Source organism: Ornithinimicrobium tianjinense, from assembly GCF_014636495.1.
In the GTDB taxonomy this organism is placed as follows: Bacteria; Actinomycetota; Actinomycetes; order Actinomycetales; family Dermatophilaceae; genus Ornithinicoccus; species Ornithinicoccus tianjinensis.
In genome coordinates, this window is the sequence record NZ_BMEM01000002.1 from 310175 (window position 1) to 335515 (window position 25341).

18 protein-coding genes and 1 pseudogene are annotated in these 25341 nt (G+C 73.3%); 8 read left to right on the forward strand and 11 right to left on the reverse strand.

All coding sequences use genetic code 11. The features are described 5' to 3' along the window. Nucleotides 1–3 precede the first annotated feature (3 nt). The 5 genes and pseudogenes from IEV65_RS09345 to IEV65_RS09360 all read left to right on the forward strand — a co-directional run bounded on the left by IEV65_RS09345 (nucleotide 4) and on the right by IEV65_RS09360 (nucleotide 7375). A complete protein-coding gene (locus tag IEV65_RS09345; protein ID WP_188430113.1) occupies nucleotides 4–4947 on the forward strand; it encodes an Lhr family ATP-dependent helicase in 4944 nt (1647 codons plus the stop codon). 30 nt (nucleotides 4948–4977) lie between these two features. Continuing rightward, a pseudogene (locus IEV65_RS15970) lies at nucleotides 4978–5385 on the forward strand (EamA family transporter); the annotation flags it as partial. Nucleotides 5386–5473: 88 nt separating this feature from the next. Beyond that, nucleotides 5474–5932 (forward strand): EamA family transporter, encoded by a 459-nt coding sequence (locus IEV65_RS15645; protein WP_229735116.1) that lies wholly within the window; start codon nucleotides 5474–5476, stop codon nucleotides 5930–5932. Beyond that, a complete protein-coding gene (locus IEV65_RS09355; protein WP_188430115.1) occupies nucleotides 5929–6516 on the forward strand; it encodes a peroxidase-related enzyme in 588 nt (195 codons plus the stop codon). Before IEV65_RS15645 ends, IEV65_RS09355 begins: the two co-directional genes overlap by 4 nt. Next, complete coding sequence (locus IEV65_RS09360; protein WP_188430117.1) at nucleotides 6509–7375, forward strand: Fpg/Nei family DNA glycosylase; 867 nt, start codon at nucleotides 6509–6511, stop codon at nucleotides 7373–7375. The genes IEV65_RS09355 and IEV65_RS09360 overlap by 8 nt, the downstream gene beginning before the upstream one ends. A 54-nt stretch (nucleotides 7376–7429) precedes the next feature. Here IEV65_RS09360 and IEV65_RS09365 read toward each other — a convergent pair whose 3' ends face one another. The 5 genes from IEV65_RS09365 to IEV65_RS09385 form a co-directional block, all read right to left on the reverse strand. After that, nucleotides 7430–7768, reverse strand: coding sequence for a helix-turn-helix domain-containing protein (locus IEV65_RS09365; RefSeq protein WP_188430119.1), 339 nt, complete (start codon nucleotides 7766–7768; stop codon nucleotides 7430–7432). 2 nt (nucleotides 7769–7770) lie between these two features. Then, nucleotides 7771–8358 (reverse strand): CinA family protein, encoded by a 588-nt coding sequence (locus IEV65_RS09370; protein WP_188430121.1) that lies wholly within the window; start codon nucleotides 8356–8358, stop codon nucleotides 7771–7773. After that, nucleotides 8355–8957: a CDP-diacylglycerol--glycerol-3-phosphate 3-phosphatidyltransferase gene (gene pgsA / locus IEV65_RS09375; RefSeq protein WP_371870166.1), complete on the reverse strand. Its 603-nt coding sequence runs from the start codon at nucleotides 8955–8957 to the stop codon at nucleotides 8355–8357. Before pgsA ends, IEV65_RS09370 begins: the two co-directional genes overlap by 4 nt. Nucleotides 8958–8961: 4 nt before the next feature. Next, nucleotides 8962–10458 (reverse strand): 30S ribosomal protein S12 methylthiotransferase RimO, encoded by a 1497-nt coding sequence (gene rimO / locus IEV65_RS09380; protein WP_188430125.1) that lies wholly within the window; start codon nucleotides 10456–10458, stop codon nucleotides 8962–8964. A 125-nt stretch (nucleotides 10459–10583) separates the two neighbouring features. Further along, the gene (locus tag IEV65_RS09385) at nucleotides 10584–13244 is read right to left on the reverse strand and encodes an FtsK/SpoIIIE family DNA translocase (protein ID WP_229735142.1); all 2661 of its coding nucleotides are present in this window, start codon (nucleotides 13242–13244) and stop codon (nucleotides 10584–10586) included. A 323-nt stretch (nucleotides 13245–13567) separates the two neighbouring features. Here IEV65_RS09385 and IEV65_RS09390 point away from each other — a divergent pair, with 323 nt between their 5' ends. Further along, nucleotides 13568–13948: a 2TM domain-containing protein gene (locus IEV65_RS09390; protein WP_188430129.1), complete on the forward strand. Its 381-nt coding sequence runs from the start codon at nucleotides 13568–13570 to the stop codon at nucleotides 13946–13948. 325 nt (nucleotides 13949–14273) lie between these two features. Here IEV65_RS09390 and IEV65_RS09395 read toward each other — a convergent pair whose 3' ends face one another. The 3 genes from IEV65_RS09395 to IEV65_RS09405 form a co-directional block, all read right to left on the reverse strand. Next, nucleotides 14274–15959 (reverse strand): ribonuclease J, encoded by a 1686-nt coding sequence (locus IEV65_RS09395; RefSeq protein WP_188430130.1) that lies wholly within the window; start codon nucleotides 15957–15959, stop codon nucleotides 14274–14276. A gap of 203 nt (nucleotides 15960–16162) precedes the next feature. Next, nucleotides 16163–17098: a dihydrofolate reductase gene (locus IEV65_RS09400; RefSeq protein WP_188430132.1), complete on the reverse strand. Its 936-nt coding sequence runs from the start codon at nucleotides 17096–17098 to the stop codon at nucleotides 16163–16165. Beyond that, complete coding sequence (locus IEV65_RS09405; RefSeq protein WP_188430134.1) at nucleotides 17095–17916, reverse strand: thymidylate synthase; 822 nt, start codon at nucleotides 17914–17916, stop codon at nucleotides 17095–17097. The genes IEV65_RS09400 and IEV65_RS09405 overlap by 4 nt, the downstream gene beginning before the upstream one ends. Nucleotides 17917–17976: 60 nt before the next feature. Here IEV65_RS09405 and IEV65_RS09410 point away from each other — a divergent pair, with 60 nt between their 5' ends. Next, nucleotides 17977–19947: an alpha/beta hydrolase family protein gene (locus tag IEV65_RS09410; protein ID WP_188430136.1), complete on the forward strand. Its 1971-nt coding sequence runs from the start codon at nucleotides 17977–17979 to the stop codon at nucleotides 19945–19947. Nucleotides 19948–19980: 33 nt separating this feature from the next. On the opposite strand, the gene IEV65_RS09415 is transcribed toward IEV65_RS09410, so the two are convergent. Then, a complete protein-coding gene (locus IEV65_RS09415) occupies nucleotides 19981–21882 on the reverse strand; it encodes a GNAT family N-acetyltransferase (RefSeq protein ID WP_188430138.1) in 1902 nt (633 codons plus the stop codon). Beyond that, nucleotides 21879–22478, reverse strand: a complete 600-nt coding sequence (locus IEV65_RS09420) for a hypothetical protein (RefSeq protein ID WP_188430140.1) — start codon at nucleotides 22476–22478, stop codon at nucleotides 21879–21881. The genes IEV65_RS09415 and IEV65_RS09420 overlap by 4 nt, the downstream gene beginning before the upstream one ends. Before the next feature lie 129 nt (nucleotides 22479–22607). Between IEV65_RS09420 and IEV65_RS09425 the strand changes: the two genes are divergently transcribed. Further along, nucleotides 22608–23891: a threonine/serine exporter family protein gene (locus IEV65_RS09425; RefSeq protein WP_188430142.1), complete on the forward strand. Its 1284-nt coding sequence runs from the start codon at nucleotides 22608–22610 to the stop codon at nucleotides 23889–23891. On the opposite strand, the gene IEV65_RS09430 is transcribed toward IEV65_RS09425, so the two are convergent. Beyond that, nucleotides 23888–25309: a VWA domain-containing protein gene (locus IEV65_RS09430; RefSeq protein WP_188430144.1), complete on the reverse strand. Its 1422-nt coding sequence runs from the start codon at nucleotides 25307–25309 to the stop codon at nucleotides 23888–23890. The genes IEV65_RS09425 and IEV65_RS09430 overlap by 4 nt on opposite strands. Nucleotides 25310–25341: the final 32 nt, after the last annotated feature.

Here is a 25341-nt window from a genome sequence, read left to right on the forward strand (position 1 = left end):
CGCGTGACCACGCAGCCGCACCAGGCGGTCCTCGACCGCTTCTCTCCCGCCACGCGGGCGTGGTTCGACGCCTCCTTCCCCGGCCCCACTGCGGCCCAGGCCGGAGCGTGGGAGGCCATCAGCCGGGGCGACCACACCCTCGTCGTGGCTCCCACCGGATCGGGCAAGACCCTCTCGGCGTTCCTGTGGGCGATCGACCGCATCGTCGCCACCCACGCGGAGCCGCCGCAGCCGGCCGTCCGTGAGGACGGCAGCGAGCGCGGCCGCTGCCGCGTCCTCTACGTCTCCCCGCTCAAGGCCCTGGCCGTCGACGTCGAGCGCAACCTCCGCTCCCCGCTCGTCGGCATCGGCCACGCCGCGACTCGCCTCGGTATGCCGTCGCCGCGCGTCTCGGTCGCGGTCCGCTCCGGCGACACCCCGGCAGCAGACCGCCGGGCGTTCGCCCGGGACGGCGCCGAGATCCTCATCACGACGCCCGAGTCGCTCTTCCTGCTCCTCACCTCCCAGGCCCGCTCGGCGCTGACCGGCGTCGAGTCGGTGATCGTCGACGAGGTCCACGCGGTCGCCGGCACCAAGCGCGGCGCCCACCTCGCCCTCACCCTCGACCGGCTCGACGCGCTCCTCGAGCGGCCGGCCCAGCGGATCGGCCTGTCGGCGACCGTGCGTCCGGTCGAGGAGGTCGCGCGCTACCTCGCCGGCGGGCGGCCCGTGAGCATCGTCCAGCCGGAGTCGACCAAGCGCTGGGACCTGCGCGTGGTCGTGCCGGTCCCCGACATGTCCGACCCCGGCGCGACCGAGCTGCCCGGGCCTGCCGCGGGCGGTGCCCCGACCGCACCCGCACAGCGGGCCACCGCGCAGGAGCGGGCGGCCCAGCCCGATGACTGGATGAGCGGCCCGGGCCCGGTGCTCCCCGACCTCGACGGCGACGGGGACGGCGACGTCTGGGCGCCCGCCCCCGACCCCGAGGAACGCGCCTCGATCTGGCCGCACGTCGAGCGGCGCGTCGCCGACCTGATCACCGAGCACACCTCCACCCTCGTCTTCACCAACTCACGCCGGGTCGCCGAGCGCTTCACCGCACGGCTCAACGAGGACTGGGACGAGCGCCTCGAGGCGACCGGAGCCGACTCGGACCGGGACGGGGACGAGGCCGGGTCCGGGGCGCCACGCCATACCGGAACGTCCCGCGCCCCCGCCCAGGTGATGGCGCAGTCCGGGGCCAGCCAGGGCGCCCCGCCGGCGCTCGCGCGCGCCCACCACGGGTCGGTGAGCAAGGAGCAGCGGGCGGTCATCGAGGACGCCCTCAAGACCGGGCAGCTGCCTGCCGTGGTCGCCACGAGCAGCCTCGAGCTCGGCATCGACATGGGAGCCGTCGACCTCGTCGTCCAGGTCGCCAGCCCGCCGAGCGTCGCCTCCGGGCTGCAGCGCGTCGGTCGTGCCGGCCACCAGGTGGGCGCGGTCAGCGCGGGCGTGTTCTTCCCGACCCACCGCGCCGACCTGGTCCAGACCGCGGTCGTCGTCGACCGCATGCGCGCCGGGATGATCGAGCAGCTGCACGTGCTCACCAACCCCCTCGACGTCCTCGCCCAGCAGGTCGTGGCCATGGTCGCGATGGAGGACTGGGCGGTCCCCGACCTCTTCGACCTGGTGCGGCGCAGCGCGAGCTTCGCCGCGCTCCCCCGGCCGCTGTTCGACGCGGTGCTCGACATGCTGGCGGGCCGCTACCCGGGCGAGGACTTCGCCGACCTGCGCCCACGGATCGAGTGGGACCGCGTGACCGACACCTTGACCGCCCGGCGCGGCGCCCAGCTGCTCGCCGTCACCTCCGGCGGCACGATCCCCGACCGCGGCCTGTATGCCGTGATGCTCGCGACCGGCGACGGCCCGGGCCGTCGGGTGGGTGAGCTGGACGAGGAGATGGTCTACGAGTCGCGGGTCGGCGACGTCTTCACCCTCGGCACGACCAGCTGGCGGATCGAGGACATCACCCACGACCAGGTGCTGGTCACGCCGGCGCCGGGGCAGGTGGGCCGGTTGCCGTTCTGGAAGGGCGAGGCGCAGGGGCGCCCCGCCGAGCTGGGCGCGGCGGTCGGCGCGTTCGTGCGCGAGACCGCGGGTATGCCGCGCTCCGCCGCCCTGGAGTCGCTCACCGGCCGCGGCCTCGACCGCTGGGCGGCCGACAACCTCGTCACCTACCTGGAGGAGCAGCGCGAGGCGACGGTGCACCTGCCGGACGACCGGACCGTCGTCGTCGAGCGCTTCCGCGACGAGATCGGCGACTGGCGGGTGGTGGTGCACTCGCCGTGGGGCCGCCCGGTGCACGGGCCGTGGGCGCTGTGCCTGGCGGCGCGGATGCGGGAGCGCTACGGGACCGACGTGCAGGCGCTGGCCGCGGACGACGGGATCGTGCTGCGGATGCCGGACCTCGGCGGCTGGGACGAGGACGGTCGCGGTAGCGGGGGCGCTGACACCCGGGAGGAGCAGGCTCGGCTCGACGCGGAGATCGTCGAGCTGCTGACGCTCGACCCGGACGAGGTGGCCGACCTCGTCACCCAGGAGATCGGCGGGTCGGCGCTGTTCGCCTCGCGCTTCCGCGAGTGCGCCGCGCGGGCCCTGCTGCTGCCGCGGCGCAACCCGGGCAGGCGCCAGCCGCTCTGGCAGCAGCGGCAGCGCTCGGCACAGCTGCTGGAGGTCGCGGCGCGCTATCCCACCTTCCCGATCGTGCTCGAGGCGGTGCGCGAGTGCGTCCAGGACGTCTACGACGTGGACTCCCTCGTCGACCTGATGCGCGGGGTGGCCTCGCGCCAGGTGCGGGTCGTGTCGGTCGCCAGCGCCCAGCCCTCGCCGTTCGCCCGGTCCCTGCTCATGGGCTACATGGCCCAGTTCCTCTACGAGGGCGACTCTCCCCTGGCCGAGCGTCGCGCGGCGGCGCTGTCGCTCGACCCCGCCCTGCTGGCCGAGCTGCTTGGCCGCGGTGAGGGCGCCTCGCTCCGCGACCTGCTCGACCCCGAGGTCGTGGTCCGCACGGAGGCCGAGCTGCAGCGCCTGACGCCCGAGCGGGCGGCGCGCGACACCCAGGACCTGCTCGACCTGCTGCGCGTCCTCGGCCCGCTCTCGACCGCCGAGCTCCGGGAGCGCACCCAGGAGGAGTCGCGCGGCCTGGTCGACGGCTGGCTCGACGAGCTCGCGGGAGCCCGCCGCGTCATCCCGGTGCGCGTCGGGGGCGACGACCGGTGGGCGGACGCGCAGGACGCCGCCCGGCTGCGCGACGCGCTCGGCACCGCCATCCCCGTGGGCGTTCCCGCGGCCTACCTCGAGGGCGTCGAGGACCCGCTCGGCGACCTCGTGGTCCGCTACGCCCGGACCCACGGGCCGTTCACGCTGGAAGCACTGGCCGCTCGCCTGGGCCTGGGCGCGGCGGTCGTGCGCGACGCGACCCGCCGACTGGTGTCCACCGGCCGGATGGCCGAGGGCGCGCTCGTCCCGCACGGCACCGGCCACGACGACCTCTGCGACGCCGAGGTGCTGCGGCTCCTGCGCCGGCGCTCGCTCGCGGCCCTGCGCCAGGAGGTCGAGCCGGTCCCCCAGCGGACCTATGCCCGCTTCCTGCCGCGCTGGCAGGGCGCGACCGGTCTCGGCTCCGGCGAGGGTGAGCAGCTGCGCGGGGTCGACGGCGTCCTCCGGGCGGTCGAGCAGCTCGCCGGCGCCCGTCTGCCCGCCTCGTCCCTGGAGAGCCTGGTGCTCCCGGCTCGCGTGCGCGACTACTCCCCCGCGCTGCTCGACGAGCTCATGACCGGCGGCGAGGTGCTGTGGCAGGGCCACGGCAGCCTCCCCGGCGACGACGGCTGGGTCTCCCTCCACCTGGCGGACACGGCATACCTCACGCTGGCGGAGCCCGAGAGCGTCGAGGGCGAGCTGGCCGCGCGGGTGCGCGAGGTGCTCGAGCGCGTCCCCGGGGGCGCCTACCTGTTCCGCTCGCTCACCGACGCCCTCGGCCTGACCGACGACCAGGCCCTCAACGCCACGCTGTGGGACCTCGTATGGGCCGGGGCGCTCAGCGCCGACACCTTCGCGCCGGTGCGCGGCCTCCTGGGCGGCGGGCGCACGGCGCACCGGACCCGCCGGGCGCCGCGTGCCGGACGGTGGTCACGCACCTCGGTCGCCCTGGGGAGCCGCCCGTCCCGCCCCGCGATGCCCGTCCGCTCGGGGCCGCCGACCGCCGTCGGCCGGTGGGCGCTCCTGCCGCAGGTCGAGGTCGACCCGACGGTGCGGGGACTCGCGACGGCTGAGCAGCTGCTCGACCGCTACGGCGTGCTCACCCGCGGATCCGTCGTCGCGGAGGGCATCCCCGGCGGGTATGCCGGCGTCTACCGGGTCCTCGCCGGTGCCGAGGAGGCGGGTCGGGTCCGTCGCGGGTATGTCGTGGAGGGTCTGGGCGCGGCGCAGTTCGGGACCGCGGGGGCGATCGACCGGTTGCGCGCGCTCGACGGCGAGGCGCGTGACCAGGCACCGCGGACGCCCGAGGTCGTGCTGCTGGCTGCCACCGACCCTGCGAACCCGTACGGCGCGAGCGTGCCCTGGCCGGACAGGGGCGTCGCCGCGGAGGGACGGACCGAGGGCGAGGAGGCGGGTGCAGGTGGCACCCACCGGCCGGGGCGCAAGGCCGGGTCGATGGTGGTGCTGGTCGATGGGCAGCTCGTTCTCTACCTCGAGCGCGGCGGTCGCACGGCGCTGACCTACCCGGCGGCGTCGGCGGCCGAGCCCGAGGCGGTCTGGGACGCCGTCGCCGGAGCCCTCGTCGGGGCCGTCAGGTCCGGCGCCCTCGGCGGCCTCACGGTCACCAAGATCGACGGGGACCCGGCGCTCGGGTCGGCGGTCCCGCTGGCGACCGCGCTGGTCCGAGCCGGCTTCCACACGGCTCCCCAGGGTCTGCGCCTGCGCAGGTGATGGCCGCCACCGTCGGGCTCGCGTGATCGAATGTCGCTCGTGCCAGCACCAGAGAGACCGACCACCGCCGCGCTGGCCGCCGTCGGCGCCGCCGCCCTGTGGGGCACCACCGGCACCGCCCAGGCCCTCGGGCCGGACGGCACGGACCCGGTGAGCGTCGGAGCCCTGCGGATCGCCGTGGGCGCTGTGGTGCTCGGCCTGCTCGCCGCTCGAGGTATGCCGCGACGCGCGGCGCAGGGCGATCCTCGCGTCCTCGGCGCGGGGACCGGGCGGCTCCCCGCCGGCGCCGTCCTCCTGCTGGGCGGCCTGTGCGTGGCGGCCTACCAGGCCTGCTTCTTCCTCGGGGTGGATCGCGCCGGGGTCGCCGTGGGCACGGTCGTCGCGCTCGGGGTGGCGCCGCTGGCGACGGGCGCTCTGGGGCTGCTCCTCGGCGAGCGCCTGACGCGCCGGTGGGGCGCGGCGACGGCCGGGGCTGTCGTCGGGGTCGTCCTCCTGGTCCTCGGCGCGGGGGGCGGCCGGGGCGGGCGTGGACCCGCTCGGCGTCGCCGGCGCTCTCGGTGCTGGCCTGTCCTACGCCGGCTACACCGTCACCGCGCGCACGCTGCTGCTCCGGGGCGCTCACGGCGTCACCGTGATGGCCGGGATGTTCGGCGTCGGAGCCATGGTCCTGCTCCCCGCGGTGGCCGGCGCGGACCTGGGCTGGGTGCTGAGCGCGCGCGGTGCGCTCATGGTCGCGTGGCTGGGCCTGGTGGCCACCGGTCTGTCGTACGTCCTGTTCCAGCACGGTCTGGCCGGGCTTCCCTCGAGCACCGTCGCGACGCTCTCGCTCGCCGAGCCGGTCACCGCGACCCTGCTCGGCGTGCTCGTGCTGGGCGAGGTGCTCGGCAGCCTCAGCGCGCTCGGGATCACGGTGGTCGTGCTGAGCCTGGCCGCCATGGCGCTGCCCGGTCGTCGGCCGCGGGCCGGGACTAGGGTCGCTCCATGACCCAGCCGCAGCACGATCCCACCATCTCGGCTCTCCCCCTGCCCGCCCGCGACGACGTGCCCGAGGGCGTGCGTCGACTCTGGGACAAGTCGCAGGAGGTCTTCGGCTTCGTCCCCAACGTCTTCGTCGCCCAGGCCTACAACGGCGAGCAGTTCCAGGCGTGGTGGGCCTACTTCAACCTCCTCGTCAACAAGGAGGGTCATCTCACCAACGCCGAGCGCGAGCTGCTCGCAGTGGTCGTCAGCGGCCTCAACCGCTGCACGTACTGCGCCGTCTCGCACGGTGCCGCACTGCGCCACTACTCCGGGGACCCGGTCACCGCAGATCTCGTCGCCGTCAACTGGCGCCAGGCCCAGCTGCCGCCGCGCGAGGCGGCGCTCGCGGCCTACGCCGAGCAGCTGACCCTGCGTCCCGCCGAGGTGACAGCGCTGGACCTGGAGCCGCTCCGGGCGGTCGGCCTGGACGACCACCAGATCCTGGAGGCGATCCAGGTCATCGGGATGTTCAACATGACCAACCGGGTGTCCACGGCTCTGGCGATGGTCCCCAACGTCGAGTACCACGCCCAGGGACGCGGTGCCTGAGGGGGACGCCGTCTGGCTGACCGCGCGGCGGCTGCACCGCGCGCTCGCCGGGCAGGTGCTTGTCGGCAGCGATCTGCGCTACCCCGCGCTGGCGACCGCGGACTTCTCCGGGCGGCGCACCGTCGAGGTGGTGCCGCGCGGGAAGCATCTGCTGCACCGCCTGGAGGGCGACCTGACCCTGCACAGCCACCTGCGGATGGACGGTTCCTGGCGGGTGCACCCGGTGGCGCGCCGCCGAGCACTAGGCGGCCGGCACACCGTGCGGGCGCTGCTGTGGACGACCGAGGTCGTCGCCGTGGGCGACCAGCTCGGCATGCTCGACCTCGTCCGCACTGCCGACGAGGCGGCCGTGGTCGGTCATCTGGGCCCGGACCTGCTCGACCCGGCCTTCGACCTGGACCGCGCGGTCGCCAACCTCCGTCAGGTGCCCCGTCGACCGCTCGTCGAGGCGCTGCTCGACCAGCGCAACGTTGCGGGGATCGGCACGATCTGGGCCAGCGAGCCGCTGTTCCTGGCCGGCCTTCACCCGTGGACGCCTGCCGGTGACGTCGACGTCGAGGCGCTCGCGGACCTGCTGCGCACCACCCGCCGGCTCATGGTCCAGAGCTGCCGCGACCGGCGGCTGGTGACCACGGGGCGCCCTGGGGTCTCCGAGGACACCTGGGTGTTCGGGCGGCGGGGACTGCCCTGCCACCGCTGCGGGACGGTCGTGAGGTGGGCGACGGTGGGACAGCAGCCGCAGCAGCGCTTCTTGGCCTACTGCCCGGCCTGCCAGGGCGGGATCGCCGCGCACGACGACGGCGCCAGACAGCTGCCGCTGGGTCACCGCTCGTCCTACCTGCAGGACGAACGCCCCTGACAGGTCTTTGTCGTAAGCCCGACCGTGAGCCCGGAGAAAAGACGCCGCCGGGGCTCAGGCTGCGGTGACGACGGCGCCCCGGCGGGCGCCCACCTGAGCCCGACGGATCGGCTTGGCCAGGCCCTCGGTCAGCACGGCGGTCATCTGCGTCTCAGCGGCCTCGGCGAGGCTGACCCGGTCGGCCACGTCGGACAGCATGTCCGACAGCGGCACCTCCAGGGCCCGGCAGATGGAGGCGAGCAGCTCGGAGGAGGCTTCCTTCTCGCCGCGCTCCACCTCGGACAGGTAGCCCAGGGAGCAGGCGGCCTGCGAGCTGACCTCGCGCAGGGTGCGTCCCTGGCGCTGGCGCTCCTCACGCAGGACGTCACCCAGCTCACGTCGTAGCAGCACCATGGTCAGCCCTCCTCTGCTGCGTCGGTCCCGTCGGTCGACGAGATCCCTACCGTACCTCCCGGCGCTGACAGACCGCCGCGCAGAGCCTCCTCCAGGAGCTGGAGCACCGCCTCGACGGCGCTGACGCGCACGGCTGTCCGGTCGCCGACCAGTGACAACGCGCGGTGCACCCGCCCTGATTCCCCCGGCAGCGCCGGCAGCCCCGGCGTGTCGCGGGGACCGACGACCGCGATGTGGACCGTGCCGGCGGGGTGCCCGTCGCTCGGCCCGGGACCCGCCACGCCCGTCGTGGACAGGGCCCAGTCGGCCCCCAGCAGCGCCCGGACCCCGTCGGCCATCGCCTCGGCGCACTCCCTCGAGACCACCCCGTGCCCCTCGACCACCCCCGGCGGGACACCGAGCACCTCGATCTTGGCTGCCGGCGTGTAGGCCACGACTCCCCCGGCCACGACCGCGCTGGACCCCGGCACGTCGGTCAGCGCCGCCGTCACCAGCCCACCGGTGAGCGACTCGGCCGCCGCCACGGTCTGCCCGGCCTCGCGCAGCAGCCCGACGACGCGGGCCGCGGTCGTGACCGGTGCGGCCGTCATCGCGCCGGCGCGGGCCGGGGTCCGAACGCCTGCCTCAGGTAGTCGACGCCGGTCACCACGGTGACGACGAGCGCGGCATACATGATCCAGAGCCCGGCCGTCCCGACGACGCCGTCGAGCGGGGTGAGCATGAGGGTGAGGCCGACCGCCTGCAGGGCCGTCTTGAGCTTGCCGCCGCGGCTGGCCGGGATGACACCGCGCCGGATGACGACGAACCGCATCAGCGTGATGCCGATCTCGCGGACCAGGATGACGACGGTCACCCACCACGGCAGCTCGCCGAGCAGGGACAGGCAGATCAGCGCCGAGCCCATCAGCGCCTTGTCGGCGATCGGGTCCATGAGCTTGCCGAACGCGGTGATCAGGCCGTTGCGGCGCGCGAGGTGCCCGTCGACCCAGTCGGTCGCGGTCGCCACGACGAACACGAGAGCGGCCCACCACCGGTCGGAGACGTCCTCGCCCGACTCCCGCATGAGCAGCCACACGAACAGCGGCACCATGAGCATGCGCAGCACGGTCAGTGCGTTGGGCAGGTTCCACGGGGAGGCCTGCGGCGCCTCCGGGGCGGTCGCGATGTCGGGGCCGTCGGGGTCGTGGATCACGTCAGTCCTCCTCGGGCGCCTCGTCGGCGCTCACCGGTATGGCGATCAGGTCGACCCCCTCGGTCGCGACGACCTCGGCGGTGACGATCGCGCCCGGGGCGAGTTGCGGCATACCCCCGTCCTCGTCGACGAGGTGGGTGACGCCGTCGACGTCCGGCCCCTGCTGCCCCGCGCGCCCCACGAGCCGGGGCTCCTCGTCGTCTCCGTCGTCCTCGACGCCCTCCACGAGCACCTCGACGAACGTGCCGATCCGTTCCTCGGCGCGCTGGGCGGTCAGCTCCTCGACGAGGGCGCTCACCCGCGCGACGCGCTCGGCGATCGTGGCCTCGTCGAGCTTGCCCTCGAAGCCCTCCGCCTCGGTGCCGTCCTCGTCGGAGTAGCCGAAGACGCCGACGACGTCGAGGCGGGCGGCCTCGAGGAAGGCGGTGAGCTCGGCGAGGTCCTCCTCGGTCTCCCCCGGGAAGCCGACGATGACGTTGGTGCGGATGCCGGCCTCCGGCAGCCGCTCGCGCACCTGGTCGAGCAGCGCCAGGAAGGAGGCGCGGTCGCCGAAGCGGCGCATCCGCCGCAACAGCGGGCCGCTCGCGTGCTGGAAGGAGATGTCGAAGTAGGGCACGACCCCCGGGGTGCGGGCCATCGCGTCGAGCAGGTCGGGACGGATCTCGGCCGGCTGCAGGTAGGAGACCCGCACGCGCTCGACGCCCTCGGTGGCCGCCAGCTGCGGGAGGAGGTTGTCGACGAGGCGCAGGTCGCCGAGGTCCTTGCCGTAGGAGGTGGTGTTCTCGCTGACGAGGAAGACCTCCTTGACTCCCCGCTCCCCCAGCCACGCGGCCTCGGCGAGGATCTCCTCCGGCCGCCGGGAGACGAAGCTGCCGCGGAACATCGGGATGGCGCAGAAGGCGCAGCGCCGGTCGCAGCCCGAGGCGATCTTCAGCGGCGCCCACGGGCGGTCGTCGAGCCGGGCACGCACGACGCGCGGGCCGCTCGCCGGCGCGACCTGCGCCAGCTCGGCCTCCTCCGCGCGCTGCTGGTGGCCCGGCAGGGCGACGTGCTCGCTGGCGGTATGCCGTGCGGCCGGCGCGAGCGGGAGGAGCGTGCGACGGTCGCGCGGCACGTGGGAGGCGGTGGCCTCGCCGGCGAGGATGCGCTGGAGGTGACCGGACATGTCGGCGTAGGAGTCGAAGCCGAGCACGGCGTCGGCCTCGGGCAGCTCGGCCGCCAGCTGCTGGCCGTAGCGCTCGGCCATGCAACCGACCGCCACGACCTTCTGGGTGCGGCCGGTGCGCTTGAGGTCGTTGGCCTCCAGCAGCGCGTCGATGGAGTCCTTCTTGGCCTGCTCGACGAACCCGCAGGTGTTGACCACGGCCACGTCGGCCTCGCCGGCGTCGTCCACGAGGGTCCAGCCCTCGGCGGCCAGCCGGCCGGCCAGCTCCTCGGAGTCGACCTCGTTGCGGGTGCAGCCGAGGGTGACGACGGCGACGGAGCGGGTGGCGGGCATGGGCCTCAGTCTACGGCCGGGCGCCGGCCCTCCCGGACTCTCGGCGGGGACGCCGGTCTGGTGAGCAGCCCGGTGAGCAGCCTGCGTGAGCAGCTCGAGTGAGCAGCCCGCGTCAGCCGCGCCCGTCAGTAGCGCTCGCGCCCGCCGCCACGGTCCGTGAGCTCCCAGGCGTCCTCGGACTCCTCCTCGCCCTCGTCCTCGACGTAGGTCCCGGAGACCGGGTCGCCGTCGTAGCGCGTGTTGCGCTGCGGGGCCACCGGCTCGGGCACGGCATACCCCTCGCCCTCGTCGACGACCTCGGCGGCGTCGGCGTCGAAGGGCGCGGTGTCGGTCTCGACCTCCGGCCGGGGCGCGGGCTCCTGGCCCTGCAGGACGGCCAGCGTCTCCTCGAGGTCGTCCGGCCGGACCAGCACCTCGCGGGCCTTCGACCCCTCGGACGGACCGACGATGCCACGGCTCTCCATGAGGTCCATGAGACGGCCCGCCTTGGCGAAGCCGACGCGCAGCTTGCGCTGCAGCATCGACGTCGAGCCGAACTGCGTCGTGATGACCTGCTCGGCCGCCTGCAGCAGCAGGTCGAGGTCGTCGCCGATGTCCTCGTCGATCTGCTTCTTGGCCGGCGCCGCCGCGACCTCCTCGACGTAGGTCGGCTTGAGCTGCCCGGTGACGTGGGCGACGACGTCGTGGATCTCCGACTCGCCCACCCAGGCGCCCTGGACGCGCATCGGCTTGCTCGCCCCCATCGGCAGGAAGAGCGCATCGCCCTGCCCGATGAGCTTCTCCGCGCCGGGCTGGTCGAGCACGACCCGGCTGTCCGCGAGGGAGGAGGTCGCGAACGCCATCCGCGACGGGACGTTGGCCTTGATCAGGCCGGTGACCACGTCGACCGACGGACGCTGGGTCGCGAGCACGAGGTGGATGCCGGCGGCGCGCGCCAGCTGGGTGATGCGCACGACCGACTCCTCGACGTCGCGCGGGGCGACCATCATCAGGTCGGCGAGCTCGTCGACGACGACGAGCAGGTAGGGGTAGGGCTGCATGACGCGCTGCGACCCCGGGGGCGGCGTCACCTTGCCGGCCTTGATCGCCTTGTTGAAGTCGTCGACATGCTTGTAGCCGAAGGCCGACAGGTCGTCGTAGCGCTGGTCCATCTCCTTGACCACCCAGGCCAGCGCCTCGGCGGCCTTCTTGGGGTTGGTGATGATCGGCGTGATGAGGTGCGGGATGCCCTCGTAGGCCGTCAGCTCCACCCGCTTGGGGTCGACGAGGATCATCCGCACCTCGTCCGGCGTCGAGCGCATGAGGATCGAGGTGATCATCGAGTTGACGAAGCTCGACTTGCCCGAGCCCGTCGCGCCGGCCACGAGCATGTGCGGCATCTTGGCCAGGTTGGCGATGACGTAGCCGCCCTCCACGTCCTTGCCGACGCCCATGACCATCGGGTGCGTGTTGTTGCGCGCCGCCTGGCTGCGCAGCACGTCGCCGAGGTTGACGTTCTCGCGGTCGGTGTTGGGGATCTCCACGCCGACGGCGGACTTGCCGGGGATCGGCGAGAGGATGCGCACGTCGGCGGAGGCCACGGCATACGCGATGTTCTTGGAGAGCGCGGTGATCCGCTCGACCTTGACGCCGGGACCGAGCTCCACCTCGTAGCGGGTGACCGTCGGGCCACGCGTGAAGCCGGTGACCTGCGCGTCGATGTTGAAGTCCTCGAGCACACCGGTGAGCGCGTCGACCACCCGGTCGTTGGCCTCGGAGCGCTCCTTATGGGGACTGCCGGGCTTGAGCAGGGCCGAGTCGGGCAGCGTGTAGGTGACGTCGCCGGCCAGCTGCAGCTGCTCGACCCGCTGCGGCAGCTGGGTGGTGGGCGGCGGCTCGAGCGGGGCCTTCTCGGCCTGGGCGGCGGCCTTGACCTTCTCGACCGCGCTCGGCGGGCTCGGGCGCTTCTGCCCGGGCCGCAGCGCCGGGATCTCCTCGGTCGCGTCGCCGGCGGGCACGTCCGCCAGTCCGGTGCCCCGGGTATGCCGTGCCGCCCCACCCTTGGTGGGCGCCGGCACCTCGCCGGTGGCGTCCACGTCATACACCTCGGCGTCGCGGGAGCGACGGGCACCGGCGCGCAGCGAGCGCCCGCCCTTGCCCCGCTCGACCTCGGCGGCCTGCTCGAAGGCGACGTCGCCGTCGCGCTCGTCGAGGTCCGCGCGGGCCCGGCGACGCCGGGGCAGGACCTCGCCGGTGACCGGGTCGACGTCGTCGAAGCGGGCGGAGTCGAAGAGGTGCTGCTCGAGCTCGCGGAGCCGGTCCGGGATGCGGTGCACCGGGGTGCGCGTGAGGACGAGGAAGCCGAAGACGCCCAGCACGGAGAGCACGACGTAGGCGCCGGTCGCGGTGATCGCGGCCGAGAGCATGGCCGAGAGGATGAAGCCCAGGATGCCGCCGCTGCCCTCGAGGGCGTGGGCACCCTCGGCGTAGTCCGGGGCGCCGGTGGCCAGGTGGGTGATGCCCGAGGCCGACAGCAGCATGGCCATCGTGCCGATCGACATCCGGTTGGTGGCCTGGCCCTCGGTGGGCTTGCGGAAGTTGCGGATCGCGAAGAACAGCAGGACGAGGGGCAGGACGAGGGCCACCCGGCCGAAGGTGCCGGCGGCGACCGAGTGGACGATGTCGCCGAAGAGCCCGTCCAGCTGCCACCACTCGCGCAGCGCGACGATGACGGCCAGCACGAGCAGCAGGAAGCCCGCACCGTCGCGGCGGTGCTCGGGCTCGAGGTCGTGGGCCGCGTCGCTCATCGCGCGGACCGTGCCACCGGCGGCGCCGGCGATGCCGCGGTAGGCCTTGCCCGGCAGGGAGCCGCCGGGGCGCGGCTCGGGAGCGCGCCCGCCGCGGGACCGGGACGCGCCCGAGCCGGAGCCCGAGCGCCCCGACGAGGGTCTCGCGCTCGAGCCGGCGCGCGGCCCGCTGCTGCGGGGGCGGCTGGAGGAGGTCACAGACTTGGCCACCGTCGCACGGTACCAATGACCACGTCCGTCACACGGTTCACACGCCGGGGGCGGGTGCGAGTGGGCCGTGGAAGTCCGTGGCCGCCGGGCCGCAAGCGGACTACGTTGGGATCATGACCGAGGACCCGAGCCGCGTCCCGCCGCCGCTCCCGAGCTACGACCCGCAGCGCCCCGCCCCGCCCCTCACCCCGGACCCGGCGGCCGACCCCGCGCTCCGCGCCGCGGCGCTCAAGCACCTCGAGGCGGTGAAGGCCTTCCGCATCCACCTCACCGTCTATCTCGCGGTCATGGCGCTGCTGGTCGCCATCTGGCTGATCACCGGCGCGGGCTACTTCTGGCCGGTCTGGCCGGCCATGGGGTGGGGCCTCGGTCTGGGCCTGCACCGTGCGTCGATGTCGTGGGACCGGGAGCCGACGGAGGCCCAGATCGCCGAGCAGGCGCGACGCCTCGCGCAGCGGCGGGACCAGGACCGCCCGCGCGCCATCGAGGACTGAGGCCCCGCCGCCCGCGTGGTGGCCCGCCGCGCGCGTCCAGCTCCGCCGTGTGCGCGTCCGGCCGGCCGCTCGGGGCACGGGTGCCCCTCCTTACCCTCTGGGTGACACGTCATACAGAGTTATTCGGTCCAGGAGCGGTGAACAACCCGCTCCTTGACCGAATAACTCTGTCTGTCATGTCATCTATCTACGCGCCGGTGGCTCGGCCCGGCCACGCCGGCAGCCCGGCCCGGCCACGCCGGCGGCTCGGTGCCCGGACAGGCCGGTGACTCGGCCCGGCCACGCCGGCGGCTCGGTGCCCGGACAGGCCGGCGGCCGCGTAGCCTCAGGCGTCGATGACGATCGGGATGATCATCGGGCGACGGCGCAGCCGTCCACCCACGAACGACCCGACGGTGCGGCGGATGACCTGCTGCAGCTGGTAGGTGTCCTGCACCCCGTTGCTCTGCGCCTCCTGCAGCGCGGAGACCAGCTTGAGCCGCACCTTCTCGAAGACGTCCTCGCCCTCCGCGAAGCCGCGGGTCTGGATCTCCGGGCCGGCGGCGATGGCACCGGTGGACGCGTCCCGCACGACGATGATCGTCACGAAGCCCTCGTCGCGCAGGATGCGGCGGTCCTTGAGCATGGTCTCGTCGGCCGCGCCGACCAGCGAGCCGTCGACGTAGACGTAGCCGACGTCCACCGCCCCGGCGACGCGCGCCTGGCCGTCGACGAGGTCGACCACGACCCCGTCCTCGGCGAGCACGACGTTCTCGCGCGGCACACCGGTCGCCACCGCCAGGTCGCCGTTGGCGACCATGTGCCGCCACTCGCCGTGCACCGGCATCACGTTGCGCGGACGCACGATGTTGTAGCAGTAGAGCAGCTCGCCGGCGCTGGCGTGGCCCGAGACGTGGACGAGGGCGTTCTCCTTGTGGACGACCTTGGCGCCCAGCCTGGTCAGGCCGTTGATCACGCGGTAGACGGCGTTCTCGTTGCCGGGGATGAGCGAGGAGGCGAGCAGCACGGTGTCGCCCTCACCGACCTCGATCTTGTGGTCACCGTTGGCCATCCGCGAGAGCGCCGCCATCGGCTCGCCCTGCGACCCCGTGCTGATCAGCACCTGCTGGTCGTCCGGCAGCTGGGTGAGCTTGCCCAGGTCCACCAGGACGCCGTCGGGGATGTGCAGATAGCCGAGGTCGGCCGCGATCCCCATGTTGCGGATCATCGAGCGCCCCACCATCGCCACCTTGCGCCCGGACTCCGCCGCGGCGTCGAAGACCTGCTGGACGCGGTGCACGTGCGAGGCGAAGCAGGCGACGATGATGCGCCGCTCGGCCTGGTGGAAGACGCGCTCGATGGCCGGGGTGATGTTGCGCTCGGGCGTGGTGAAACCGGGGATGTGGGCGTTGGTGGAGTCGGTCATGAACAGGTCCACGCCCTCCTCCCCCAGCCGGGCGAAGGCCCGCAGGTCGGTGATCCGACCGTCCAGCGGCAGCTGGTCCATCTTGAAGTCGCCGGTGTGCAGCACGTTGCCGCCGGAGGTGCGCACGAAGACGGCGAGCGCGTCCGGGATCGAGTGGTTCACCGCGACGAACTCGCAGTCGAAGGGCCCCAGCGCCTCACGGTCGCCCTCCCTCACCCCGAGGGTGAAGGGCTTGATCTTGTGCTCCTTGAGCTTGGCCTCCACGAGGGCCAGGGTCAGCTGGCTCCCGACCAGGGGTATGTCGTTCTTCAGGCGGAGCAGGTAGGGCACCGCGCCGATGTGGTCCTCGTGCCCGTGGGTCAGGACGACGGCGACGATGTCGTCGAGGCGGTCCTCGATGGGGCCGAAGTCGGGCAGGATCAGGTCGATGCCGGGGTGGTGCTCCTCGGGGAAGAGCACCCCGCAGTCGATGACGAGCAGCTTGCCCCGGTGCTCGAGCACGGCCATGTTGCGACCGACCTCGCCCAGCCCGCCGAGCGGGATGACGCGGACGCCCCCGTCCTGCAGCGGTCCGGGGGCGGTGAGCTCGGGGTGGGGGTGACTCATGGGGGCCAGGATACGCGGGCGGGGCGGTCGGGAAACCATCCCGCCCGGGGGTCCGTGGGCGAGCCGACGGGGGGTTGCGCGGGGGCCTGGCCGGAGACGCAAGATCGCGCTGCTACCCGCTCGGGGGGTCCAGGTAGCAGCGCGATCACTGTCTATATCGGGGGCCGGTCAGGTGTCGTTACGCAGAAGTATCGTGATCTGGATCACACTCGGGTCCACGTCACCCACGCGGCGACGTCGCCGGAGCCGGGACGGCGTTCAGCCACTCGCCACACGGCCGGGTCGACGTCGGGGAAGCGGGTCGCGCCCTCAGGCTCGAGGTCGACCTCCGTCAGCACGAGGCGGGAGGCGTGCTCGATCGTCTGGGCGTAGATCTGCCCCCCGCCGACGACGAAGACCTCGACGTCGCCCGCGAGCGCCAGCGCCTCCTCGAGGGAGTGGGCGACCTCCGCGCCGGGTGCGGACCAGTCCTGCTGACGCGTGACGACGATCGTCCGCCTCCCCGGCAGCGCGCGGCCGATCGAGTCCCAGGTGCCGCGCCCCATGAGGAGCGTGCCGCCCATCGTCGTCTCCTTGAAGAACCGCAGGTCCTCGGGCAGGTGCCAGGGCATCGAGGACCCGTCACCGATCACCCCGTTGCGGCCGACCGCGGCCACCAGGGTCAGGGTCTGGTCGAACCCCAGGGTCACCAGCGTCTGCGACGAGCGGCCGGCCAGCACCTCCAGCGCCGCCCGCTCGTGCGGCACGACGTGGTCCGGCAGGTCATCCAGCGGCCACCACCGCAGGTCGGCCACCTTGTCCGGCTCCTGCACGGACGGCTCGCCCGTCCAGCGGTGGGTCGAGACGAAGAGGTCGACCCGCTCCTCCGACGGTCGGTGCGCAGCCACCGTGCGGTGGACGGTCGCGTGGTGGGCGAGGTCCTCCACGTCGACCCTCACCCCGAGCTCCTCCACCGCCTCTCGGCCGGCCGCCTGCAGCGCGCTCTCCCCCAGCTCGACGTGGCCGGCCGCGCCGTGCGCCCAGCGACCGTCCATGTAGCCGGTGCCCCGGCGCAGCTGGAGCAGGACCTCGGTGCCCTGCTCCCCGTCCCGCAGGAGCGCCACGTAGGCGGCGGGGACCACCTGGAAGCGCGACGTCATACCGCGATCGGGGCCTTGATCGTGGGCGCCGCGACGTAGTCACGCACCTCGACGTCCTCCAGCTCGAAGGCGTCGAGGTCCTTGACCGCGGGGTTGAGCCACAGAGTCGGCAGCGGCCCCGGCGTCCGGGTCAGCTGCTCGGCCGCCTGGTCGAGGTGGTTGAGGTAGAGGTGCGCGTCGCCGATGGTGTGCACGAAGTCCTTGGGCCGCAGGTCGGTGACCTGGGCGACCATGTGCGTGAGCAGGGCGTAGCTGGCGATGTTGAACGGGACGCCGAGGAAGGTGTCGGCGCTGCGCTGGTAGAGCTGGCAGGACAGCCAGCCCCGCCCGTCCTCGTCGTCGGGAGCCGCGGGCGCGACGTAGAACTGGAAGAGCGTGTGGCACGGCGGCAACGCCATGTCGTCGACCTCGGCGACGTTCCAGGCGCTCACGATGTGGCGCCGGGAGTCGGGGTTGGTGCGCAGGCCGGTGACCAGCCGGTCGATCTGGTCGATCGTGCCGCCGTCGGGAGCGGGCCACGAGCGCCACTGGTGCCCGTAGACGGGGCCGAGGTCGCCGTCCTCGTCGGCCCACTCGTCCCAGATCGAGATCTTGCGCTCCTGCAGCCAACGCACGTTGGTGTCGCCGCGCAGGAACCACAGGAGCTCACCGATCACCGAGCGCAGGTGCAGCCGCTTGGTCGTGAGCACCGGGAAGCCCTCGGTGAGGTCGAAGCGCATCTGGTGGCCGAAGACCGACAGCGTGCCGGTGCCGGTGCGGTCCCCCTTCTGCACGCCCTCGATCCGAATCCGCTCCAGGAGATCCAGGTATTGCTGCATGGGACGAGCGTAGGCGAGGCCACCCACGGACCCGCCCGGGAGGCCATTACGCTCGGGCGGGTGCAGCCGAGCGACCTGACCACGATCCGCACCCTGTCCGCCCTCACCGTCCACCCGGAGGGCCGCGACGTGCTCTTCGCGGTGAGCCGGCCCGACGTGGAGGACAACCGCTACCGGACCAGCCTGTGGCGCCAGCCGCTGGCGGACGGGGCGGCCGACGGGCCGGCCCGGCGGCTGACCCGCGGCACCCGCGACGGCTCGCCCGCCTACTCCCCCGACGGCAGCCGGATCGCCTTCCTGCGCGCCGGCGAGGACGGCCCGCCGCAGCTGCACGTCATACCCGCCGACGGCGGCGACGCCCGCCGGCTCACCGAGCACAAGCTCGGGGTGGGCGGGTTCGCCTGGTCCCCCGACGGCACCGCGATCGCGTATGCCGCGCGCCTCCCCGAGGAGGGCCGCTACGGCACCGACGAGAAGGTCAAGCCCGATCAGGAGGCGCCGCGGCTCATCGAGCACAGCGCCTACCTGGCCGACGGCCTGGGCTACGTCCTCGACCGTCCCAGCAAGATCTTCGTCGTGGACCTCGCCGGGCTCGCCGAGGACGACGGCGAGGACGCGGAGGAGCTCCCGCAGAGCACGCAACTGACGACCGGCGCGGGTGACGACCGCTCCCCCGTCTGGCTGTCCGCCGACCGCGTGGGGTTCATCGCCTCGCGCGACCGGCGCGGCACCTGGCGGCCCGACACGCTCGTCTCGGACCTCTGCTCGGTCGACCTGCGGGGCAAGGGCTTCCGCCGGCACACCGACGGCACCGGCTCGGTCGGCAGCGCCCACGTCGCCGGGGACGGCAGCGTCGTCTACGGGGTCGGCGGCCTCGGTGAGAGCGGGCAGGACTTCGTGGCCCGCAACCCCGTGCTGCGGCGGCTCACCGCCGTGCCCAAGGACGCCAAGGCCGACGGCCGGAGCGCTGGTGAGGCCCTCACCGACCCCGAGACCGACCACCTCGCCTGCCCGCCCGCCCTGGGCGTCGGCGGCACGCTCGTCGCCGCCTTCGAGACCCGCGGCGACACCGTCGTCCGCGACGTGGACACCGGGCAGGTGCTGCTCGACGGCAGCGTCAGCGTGAGCGCGGTGGCCGTGGGTGGCGGCGTCGTCGCCGCGGTCGCGGGGACGCGCACGTCATACTCCGAGCTGTTCGTGGCGCCCGTCGGCGAGCAACTGGCCCCGGTGACGGACTTCGGCCGGCACCTCAGGGGCCGCGCCGCGCCGATCGAGCCCGAGGAGCTGGAGACCACGGCCAACGACGGCTACCCGGTCCACGGCTGGCTGTTCCGGCCGACCGGCAAGGCCCCGCGCAAGGGCGGCCACCCGGTCGTCCTGATGATCCACGGCGGTCCCTACACCCAGTACTCCGGCAACCTCTTCGACGAGGCGCAGGTCCTCGCCGGCGCCGGGTATGCCGTGGTGATGGGCAACCCGCGCGGCGGCTCGGGCTACGGCGCGACCCACGGACGGGCGGTCAAGGAGGCCATCGGCACCGTCGACGTCGCCGATCTGACGGCGTTGCTCGACCACGCCCTGACACTGCCCGGCCTCGACGCCACGCGGGTGGGCGTGCAGGGCGGCTCCTACGGCGGGCTGATGACGACCTGGCTCGTCGCGCACACCGACCGGTTCACCGCCGCGATCAGCGAGCGCGCGGTCAACGCGTGGGACTCCTTCGCCGGGACCTCGGACATCGGCTGGTTCTTCGGCGACGAGTACGTCGGTGCTTTCGCGCACGAGCAGTCGCCGCTGACCTGGGCCGACAACATCACGACCCCGACGATGGTCATCCACTCCGAGCGCGACTTCCGCTGCCCGCTCGAGCAGGGTCAGCGGCTCTTCTCCCGCCTCCGGCGCAACGGCGTGCCGACGAGGCTGCTCGTCTTCCCCGGCGAGGGCCACGAGCTGACGAGGTCCGGCCAGCCCAGGCACCGGGTGCAGCGCTTCGAGCACATTCTCGACTGGTGGGCCGAGCACCTGGCCTGAGCTCGTCCGCGGGCTGGTGCTCGCGGGTGCCGGTCAGTCCAGATCCGGCCCGTGCACCCGCTCGTGCGGCGTCCTGCGGTGGAAGACGATGAGGTCGGCGACACTGCGCCACCCCACCGCCAGGCGGCCCTCCTCCGGTCGCCACTGCTGGTACTCCCTCAGCGCGGCGGCCTTGGCCTTGATCGCCGTCGGGTCGAGCTCCACCCGGGCAGCGCGCTCGTCGACGACCTGCGGCACGGGAAGGTAGAACCGGGCGTCGCGGACCAGGCCTTCTGCGTGGGCGAGGCGCAGCGCGCGGCCCGCGGCGGCGTGGTCGGCGTGCACGTCGAGGTAGCTCATCGTGCGGTGAGAGGCTCCCGGGTGCCGCCGCGCCTGCCTGCGCACCACCTCCAGCACCAGCTCGGCCGTCAGCGCACCATCAGGCAGGTTCGCACGGACGACGTCCTGCTCGCGGACACCGAGGTGGCTCAGCGCGGCCCGGAACTCCAGGTCGCGGGCGGCGACGAACTCGTCGACGCTCAGCGCACGTCCCAGTTTGGCGCCGACGCCAGCGATGGCCTGCGAGGCGTCACCGCGGGTCAGGAGGACGACGATGTTGCGGCGGCCCCTCTCGGAGGCGATCGCACCTCCCATGAAAATCGATTCGTCGTCCGCGTGCGGGACGTACCACACCACGGTCCCGCGGCGCGGGCGTCGGGTGCGGACGATCCGCCGCACCGTGTCCGCGTGACGCTCCGGGAGTCTCGCGAGCGTCTCCCGCACACCCCGGCGGGCGGCTCTGCGCCACAGAGGCAGACGTGAGGGCACGGGGGCTGACGGTTGGCTCTTCATCGGCTGCTCTGACTCCGGCTTCATGGTGATCGGCTTCATGGTGGTCGGCTTCGTGATGGTCGGCGTCTTCGGAGTCCCAGGCTTGAGCAGGAAGCGATAGGTGGGACGGTGCAGCGGGGTCCACTCGAACTTCCAGGGGTATTTGCCCGCGCCCAGATCGAACTCGTCGATCTCGTCCGTCAGCTCGCTCGCCTCAAGATGCTCGACGATCTGCAGCTGCAGCACCTTGCCCATCCGGTAGCGCTCCATCTCGGGCAGGTAGGCGCTGTTCCATGAGAAGAGCCTGCGTCCGTGCCGAAAGACGGTCCGGTAGGCGAGCACACGTCCCGTTGCCGCATCTCCTTCGTGGAAGGCGAAGGTCAGGGTGTCGTCGGTGTCGTGAAAGACCCGGCGCAGGTGCTCGACCCGGCGGTCATCCTCGTACAAGGAGTGACGCTCGGTGCGCGAACGCGCCTCGACGAGATGCTCCTTCTCGGCACGGTGGACCTCCGCGATGCGCTCGAGGATGCCGTGCTCATCACCGCGGAACACTGTGAAGGACGCCTCGCGGTCACGCAGGAACTGGTTGCGGTACTTCCGTGCGTGCGACGGGACGGTGCGCGGACGCCGCAGGTCGATGTAGGGGTTCTCGATGAGGAAGGTCAGCTTCTGGTGGTAGCGCTGCGAGGTCCGCACGTGCCACGCGAAGTCCGACTCGGACTGGACGCTCGGCAGATGGACGCTGAAGGCCTCACCGTCGTCGATGATCCGCTGGAGCTCGTCGAGCACCCTGGCCATGACGGTCGCGGGCGCCGCTGCGGCTGCGTCGTGAGCCACCAGGACGCACATGTAGTCGCCGTGACTGGCCCAGCGCAGCACGTCGACCGTCCGACCGTCGCGCTCCTCCGGACGGAAGGCGAAGGGCGCGATCCCGACGGCTCGACCGTCCTGACGGACCACGACGACGTGCAGGCGGTAGCCCGGCGCGTCCTGGTAGCTTCCCCACCATGCGCTCACGAAGCGGTGCGTCGTGTAGTACGCACCGTCCGGCGTCTCTAGCGCTTCCCACTCGTCCCGCAGCTGCGCGAGCTCTTCGGTCGTGCTGCAGATCACCGTCTCGATCACGCGGGGGGCATCCAGATCCAGGCGGGCAACGAGATCGTGCGCCTGACCTTCCGCAGGACCAGATGCTGCCTGGTCCGGCCCGCTCCGAAGGCGGCGTAGGAGGCACGGGACGCGGTGTTCCCGCGCGAGATCATCGTGAGACCTTCGGTGCGGCCGTCGGCTGCCAGCAGCTCCAGCCGCCGCGCGATCGAGTAGGCGTGCAGGCCGCGGCGCCGGTGGGTGACGAAGACGTGGTCGTCCCAGAAGTACCCTTGCTGCGCCGACACCGGCACCCGCAGCCCGATCCGGGCGTTCTCCGTGTCCCCGTAGGTGAGGTGGCAGTAGCCGCAGGGCTCCCCCGCCTCGTCGAGGATGACCAGAGTGCGATCTGCGGGATGTTTCAGGCGCTTGACCAGCAAGGCGTACTTGCGTTGAGTCAGGTCCTCCGGGTAGTCACGACGCATACGCTCCAGGAGGGTGGCCGTGGCATCCACCAGGCTGCGGGCCGGGTCAGCCGCTGGGCCGGGGCCGTCCACGGGGAAGATGTAGGTGTCCATCACCTCGCGCTGTCGCCACGCTGTCCGCCACGTGGCAAGACTTTTCCCGAGGATCGGCATGCCGCCCATGCTACCCACCGGTGGCCGACGGCCCTCCCCAGCGAGACGCGCCCAGCGTCCGGCTGTCTCGAGGCCGTATGAGCAGACCGTGTCCGAGAACGTGCCGGGGAGGACGTCACAATGGATGCCGTGACCGAGCCCGCGCGCACGACCGAGACGGCCGAGGACCGCGACCGGCGGCTCCTCGCCTGGCTCGGCGCGGGGATGTTGGCCGGCGGGTCGCCGGTGCACGAGGCCGAGGACGACGTGCGCGAGGTCGCGCGAGCCCTGGGTCACCCCAACGCGCAGGTCACCTGCATGCCCACGGGGGTGATGGTCGCCCTCGCCCCCGGGCGCGCGACCGCTCTCGAGCGCGTCGAGGGCGGCATACGCCTCGACCAGGTCGCCGACGTCGCGAGTCTCGTCGCCGGGCTCCGCGCCGGCCGCACCACCGCCGACGAGGCGCTCGCCCGGCTGGCGACGCTGCGGGCCCAGCCGCACCGCTACACCCGGGTCGGCCTCCCGGTCGGTGTCGTGCTCTCCGCGGTCGGCATCGCGCTCATCCTGACGCCCGTGGGGAGCTCGGTCCTCTTCGCGGCGGTCCTGGCGCCGGTCACCGTGCTCCTCTTGCTCCTCTCCAGGAGCAGCCGCGCGGTCCGCACGCTCGTCCCGCTCGCCGCGTCGTTCGCCACGTCGGTCGCGGCGTTCACGGCCGCCTCGGCCGGGTGGGTGGAGGCGCCGCTGTGGACCCTCGTCGCGCCGATCGCGGTCATCCTGCCCGGGGCCACCATCGTCACCGGTCTCACGGAGCTCGCCGCAGGCTCGATGGTGGCGGGCACCGGGAGACTGGCCCACGGCACCCTGCAGATGCTGCTCTTCGCCCTCGGCGTCGGCGGTGCGGCGGGCCTCCTGCGCGTCGACGCCGCGCTGCTGGACCCGGCCCGGCCCGTGGGGCTGGGCTGGTGGGCACCCCTGCTCGGCGTCGTCGTGGTCACGGTCGCCATCTCGCTCATGGAGTCCCTGCCGCCGCACGTCGTCCCCTGGGTGCTGCTCACGGTGCTGGCCACCTACCTCGCCCAGGCCGTCGGACAGGAGGTCCTGGGTATGCGGTGGGCCGGCGCCTTCGTCGGTGCCCTCGTCGCCGGCCTGGCGGCGTCACTCGTGGAGTTCGTCCGCCCGGAGCTGCCCCGTGCCGTGGCCTTCCTGCCCAGCTTCTGGCTGCTGGTCCCCGGGTCGCTGGGGCTGATCTCCGTCGCGCAGGCCGACATCTCCCCCGCGGTGGCGGCCGGCGCCGTCTGGGAGGTCACCCTGGTGGTCGTCGCGCTCGCCCTGGGCGTCGCCGTCGGCGCCAACCTCGCCTCGCCGCTGCGGGGCGCTGCGCGCCGGACGGGGCTGGTGCACCTGCTCGGTCGGTGGCGGCGCGGCCGGGCCTAGTCGTCCTCGCCGCGGTAGTACTCGCTCCAGCTGCGGTCGGCCTGCTCGTAGACCGCTGCCCTGTCGGCATCCGCCTGGTCGTCGGAGGCGACCCAGTTCTCCGAGGCCGTGTCGTTGCCGTAGTTCCAGATCGGTGTGCTGCGGTCGTCGAACCAGCTCCAGATGGCCGACGACGTCTCAGCATCGATCAGGCCCTCGGTCTCCAGCTGACGAGCCACGTCCTTGCCGGCCTGCGACTCCACGGTGGACGTCGTCTTGATCCGCTCGCCGATGACGTTGGCCGAGATCTTGTTGTCCTCGCCCACCTCCGTGATGCGGCTCGCCTCCTCCTGGCGCCACGCTGCCCAGGCCGCCTCCAGCCGCCGACGTTCCTCCGCCCAGTAGGCCTCGAGCTCCGCGCCGGACCCGGCAGCGGTGAACTCCCCGCCACCAGCCCCGGCGATGGCCGCGAGCGCAGCCTGGTCGGCGTCGCCCGTCCGGAAGCCGATCACGTTGACGACCGGCCGCACCTCCGTGCCGGCCAGCGCCCGCGCCGCCGCTACCGGGTCGCCCCCGCAGGTCTCCAGACCGTCGGTGACGACGTAGACGATGCTGTCGGTCGCCTCGGCGGGGATGTCGGCTCGCGCGTCGCCGATGGCCGTGGCCAGTGGCGTGTAGCCCACCGGGACGACGCCGCTCAGGGCGCGCGTGAGCCGCGCACGGTCTGAGCTCTCGCCCTCGAAGACCACCTCGCTGGAGGCACAGGACTCCTCCTTGCCTTCCTCGTCGTTGCTGCCCTCGTGCCCGTAGATCCGCAAAGAGATGCTGCTGCCGTCGGGCAGCTGCTGGACGAACCGCTCGATCGAGGTCTTGGCCTCCTCCATCCGCGTCCCGGTCGAGCCGGCGGCCGCCATCGAGCCGCTCGCATCGAGGACGAGCGCGTAGTGGTTGGTGCCGACGTCCTGCACCGGGGACAGGCCGGATGTCGGCGCAGCCGAGCCGTCACCGGTGCTCGTGTCGAAGAAGACGGTGTCGCGCACGTCGTCGGCGTAGGCGCCGTGGACCTGCGCGAGCACGGCGCCGATCCACTCCTCCTCGGTCTGCGGCTCCAGGGCGGCCGCTGCCGCGGCGGCCTGCTCACGCTCGGCGTCGCTCAGGAGCGCTTCGGCCGGGGTGGCGGCCCGCTTGGCGAACGGGCCGGGCTCGAACAGCATCGAGCGCTCGAGCGCGGTCAGCGCGCGAGGCGAGTCCGTCAGCTCAACGGGCGTCAGCCAGCGGGTGAGCGGGTCGCCGGCGGCGTCCCCTTGGGGCGCGCCGGTCGTCGTCGCGCCGGCGTCGGCCGGAGGTGCCGAGACCGCCGCCACCTCGTGCGGGGCGGGCTCCTGCCCACCTCCAGTGCAACCGGTGAGCACCAGCGCGCACGCCAGCACGGACGCCATACCCCGAACCATCTGCGGATCCCCTCCACGTC

Coding starts and splice junctions, on each gene's coding strand:
- IEV65_RS09355 (WP_188430115.1), top strand. CDS start 5,929: ATGACCCAGCCGCAGCACGATCCCACCATCTCGGCTCTCCCCCTGCCC.
- IEV65_RS09365 (WP_188430119.1), bottom strand. CDS start 7,768: ATGGTGCTGCTACGACGTGAGCTGGGTGACGTCCTGCGTGAGGAGCGC.
- IEV65_RS09370 (WP_188430121.1), bottom strand. CDS start 8,358: ATGACGGCCGCACCGGTCACGACCGCGGCCCGCGTCGTCGGGCTGCTG.
- rimO (WP_188430125.1), bottom strand. CDS start 10,458: ATGCCCGCCACCCGCTCCGTCGCCGTCGTCACCCTCGGCTGCACCCGC.
- IEV65_RS09385 (WP_229735142.1), bottom strand. CDS start 13,244: ATGAGCGACGCGGCCCACGACCTCGAGCCCGAGCACCGCCGCGACGGT.
- IEV65_RS09390 (WP_188430129.1), top strand. CDS start 13,568: ATGACCGAGGACCCGAGCCGCGTCCCGCCGCCGCTCCCGAGCTACGAC.
- IEV65_RS09395 (WP_188430130.1), bottom strand. CDS start 15,959: ATGAGTCACCCCCACCCCGAGCTCACCGCCCCCGGACCGCTGCAGGAC.
- IEV65_RS09400 (WP_188430132.1), bottom strand. CDS start 17,098: ATGACGTCGCGCTTCCAGGTGGTCCCCGCCGCCTACGTGGCGCTCCTG.
- IEV65_RS09405 (WP_188430134.1), bottom strand. CDS start 17,916: ATGCAGCAATACCTGGATCTCCTGGAGCGGATTCGGATCGAGGGCGTG.
- IEV65_RS09420 (WP_188430140.1), bottom strand. CDS start 22,478: ATGCCGATCCTCGGGAAAAGTCTTGCCACGTGGCGGACAGCGTGGCGA.
- IEV65_RS09430 (WP_188430144.1), bottom strand. CDS start 25,309: ATGGCGTCCGTGCTGGCGTGCGCGCTGGTGCTCACCGGTTGCACTGGA.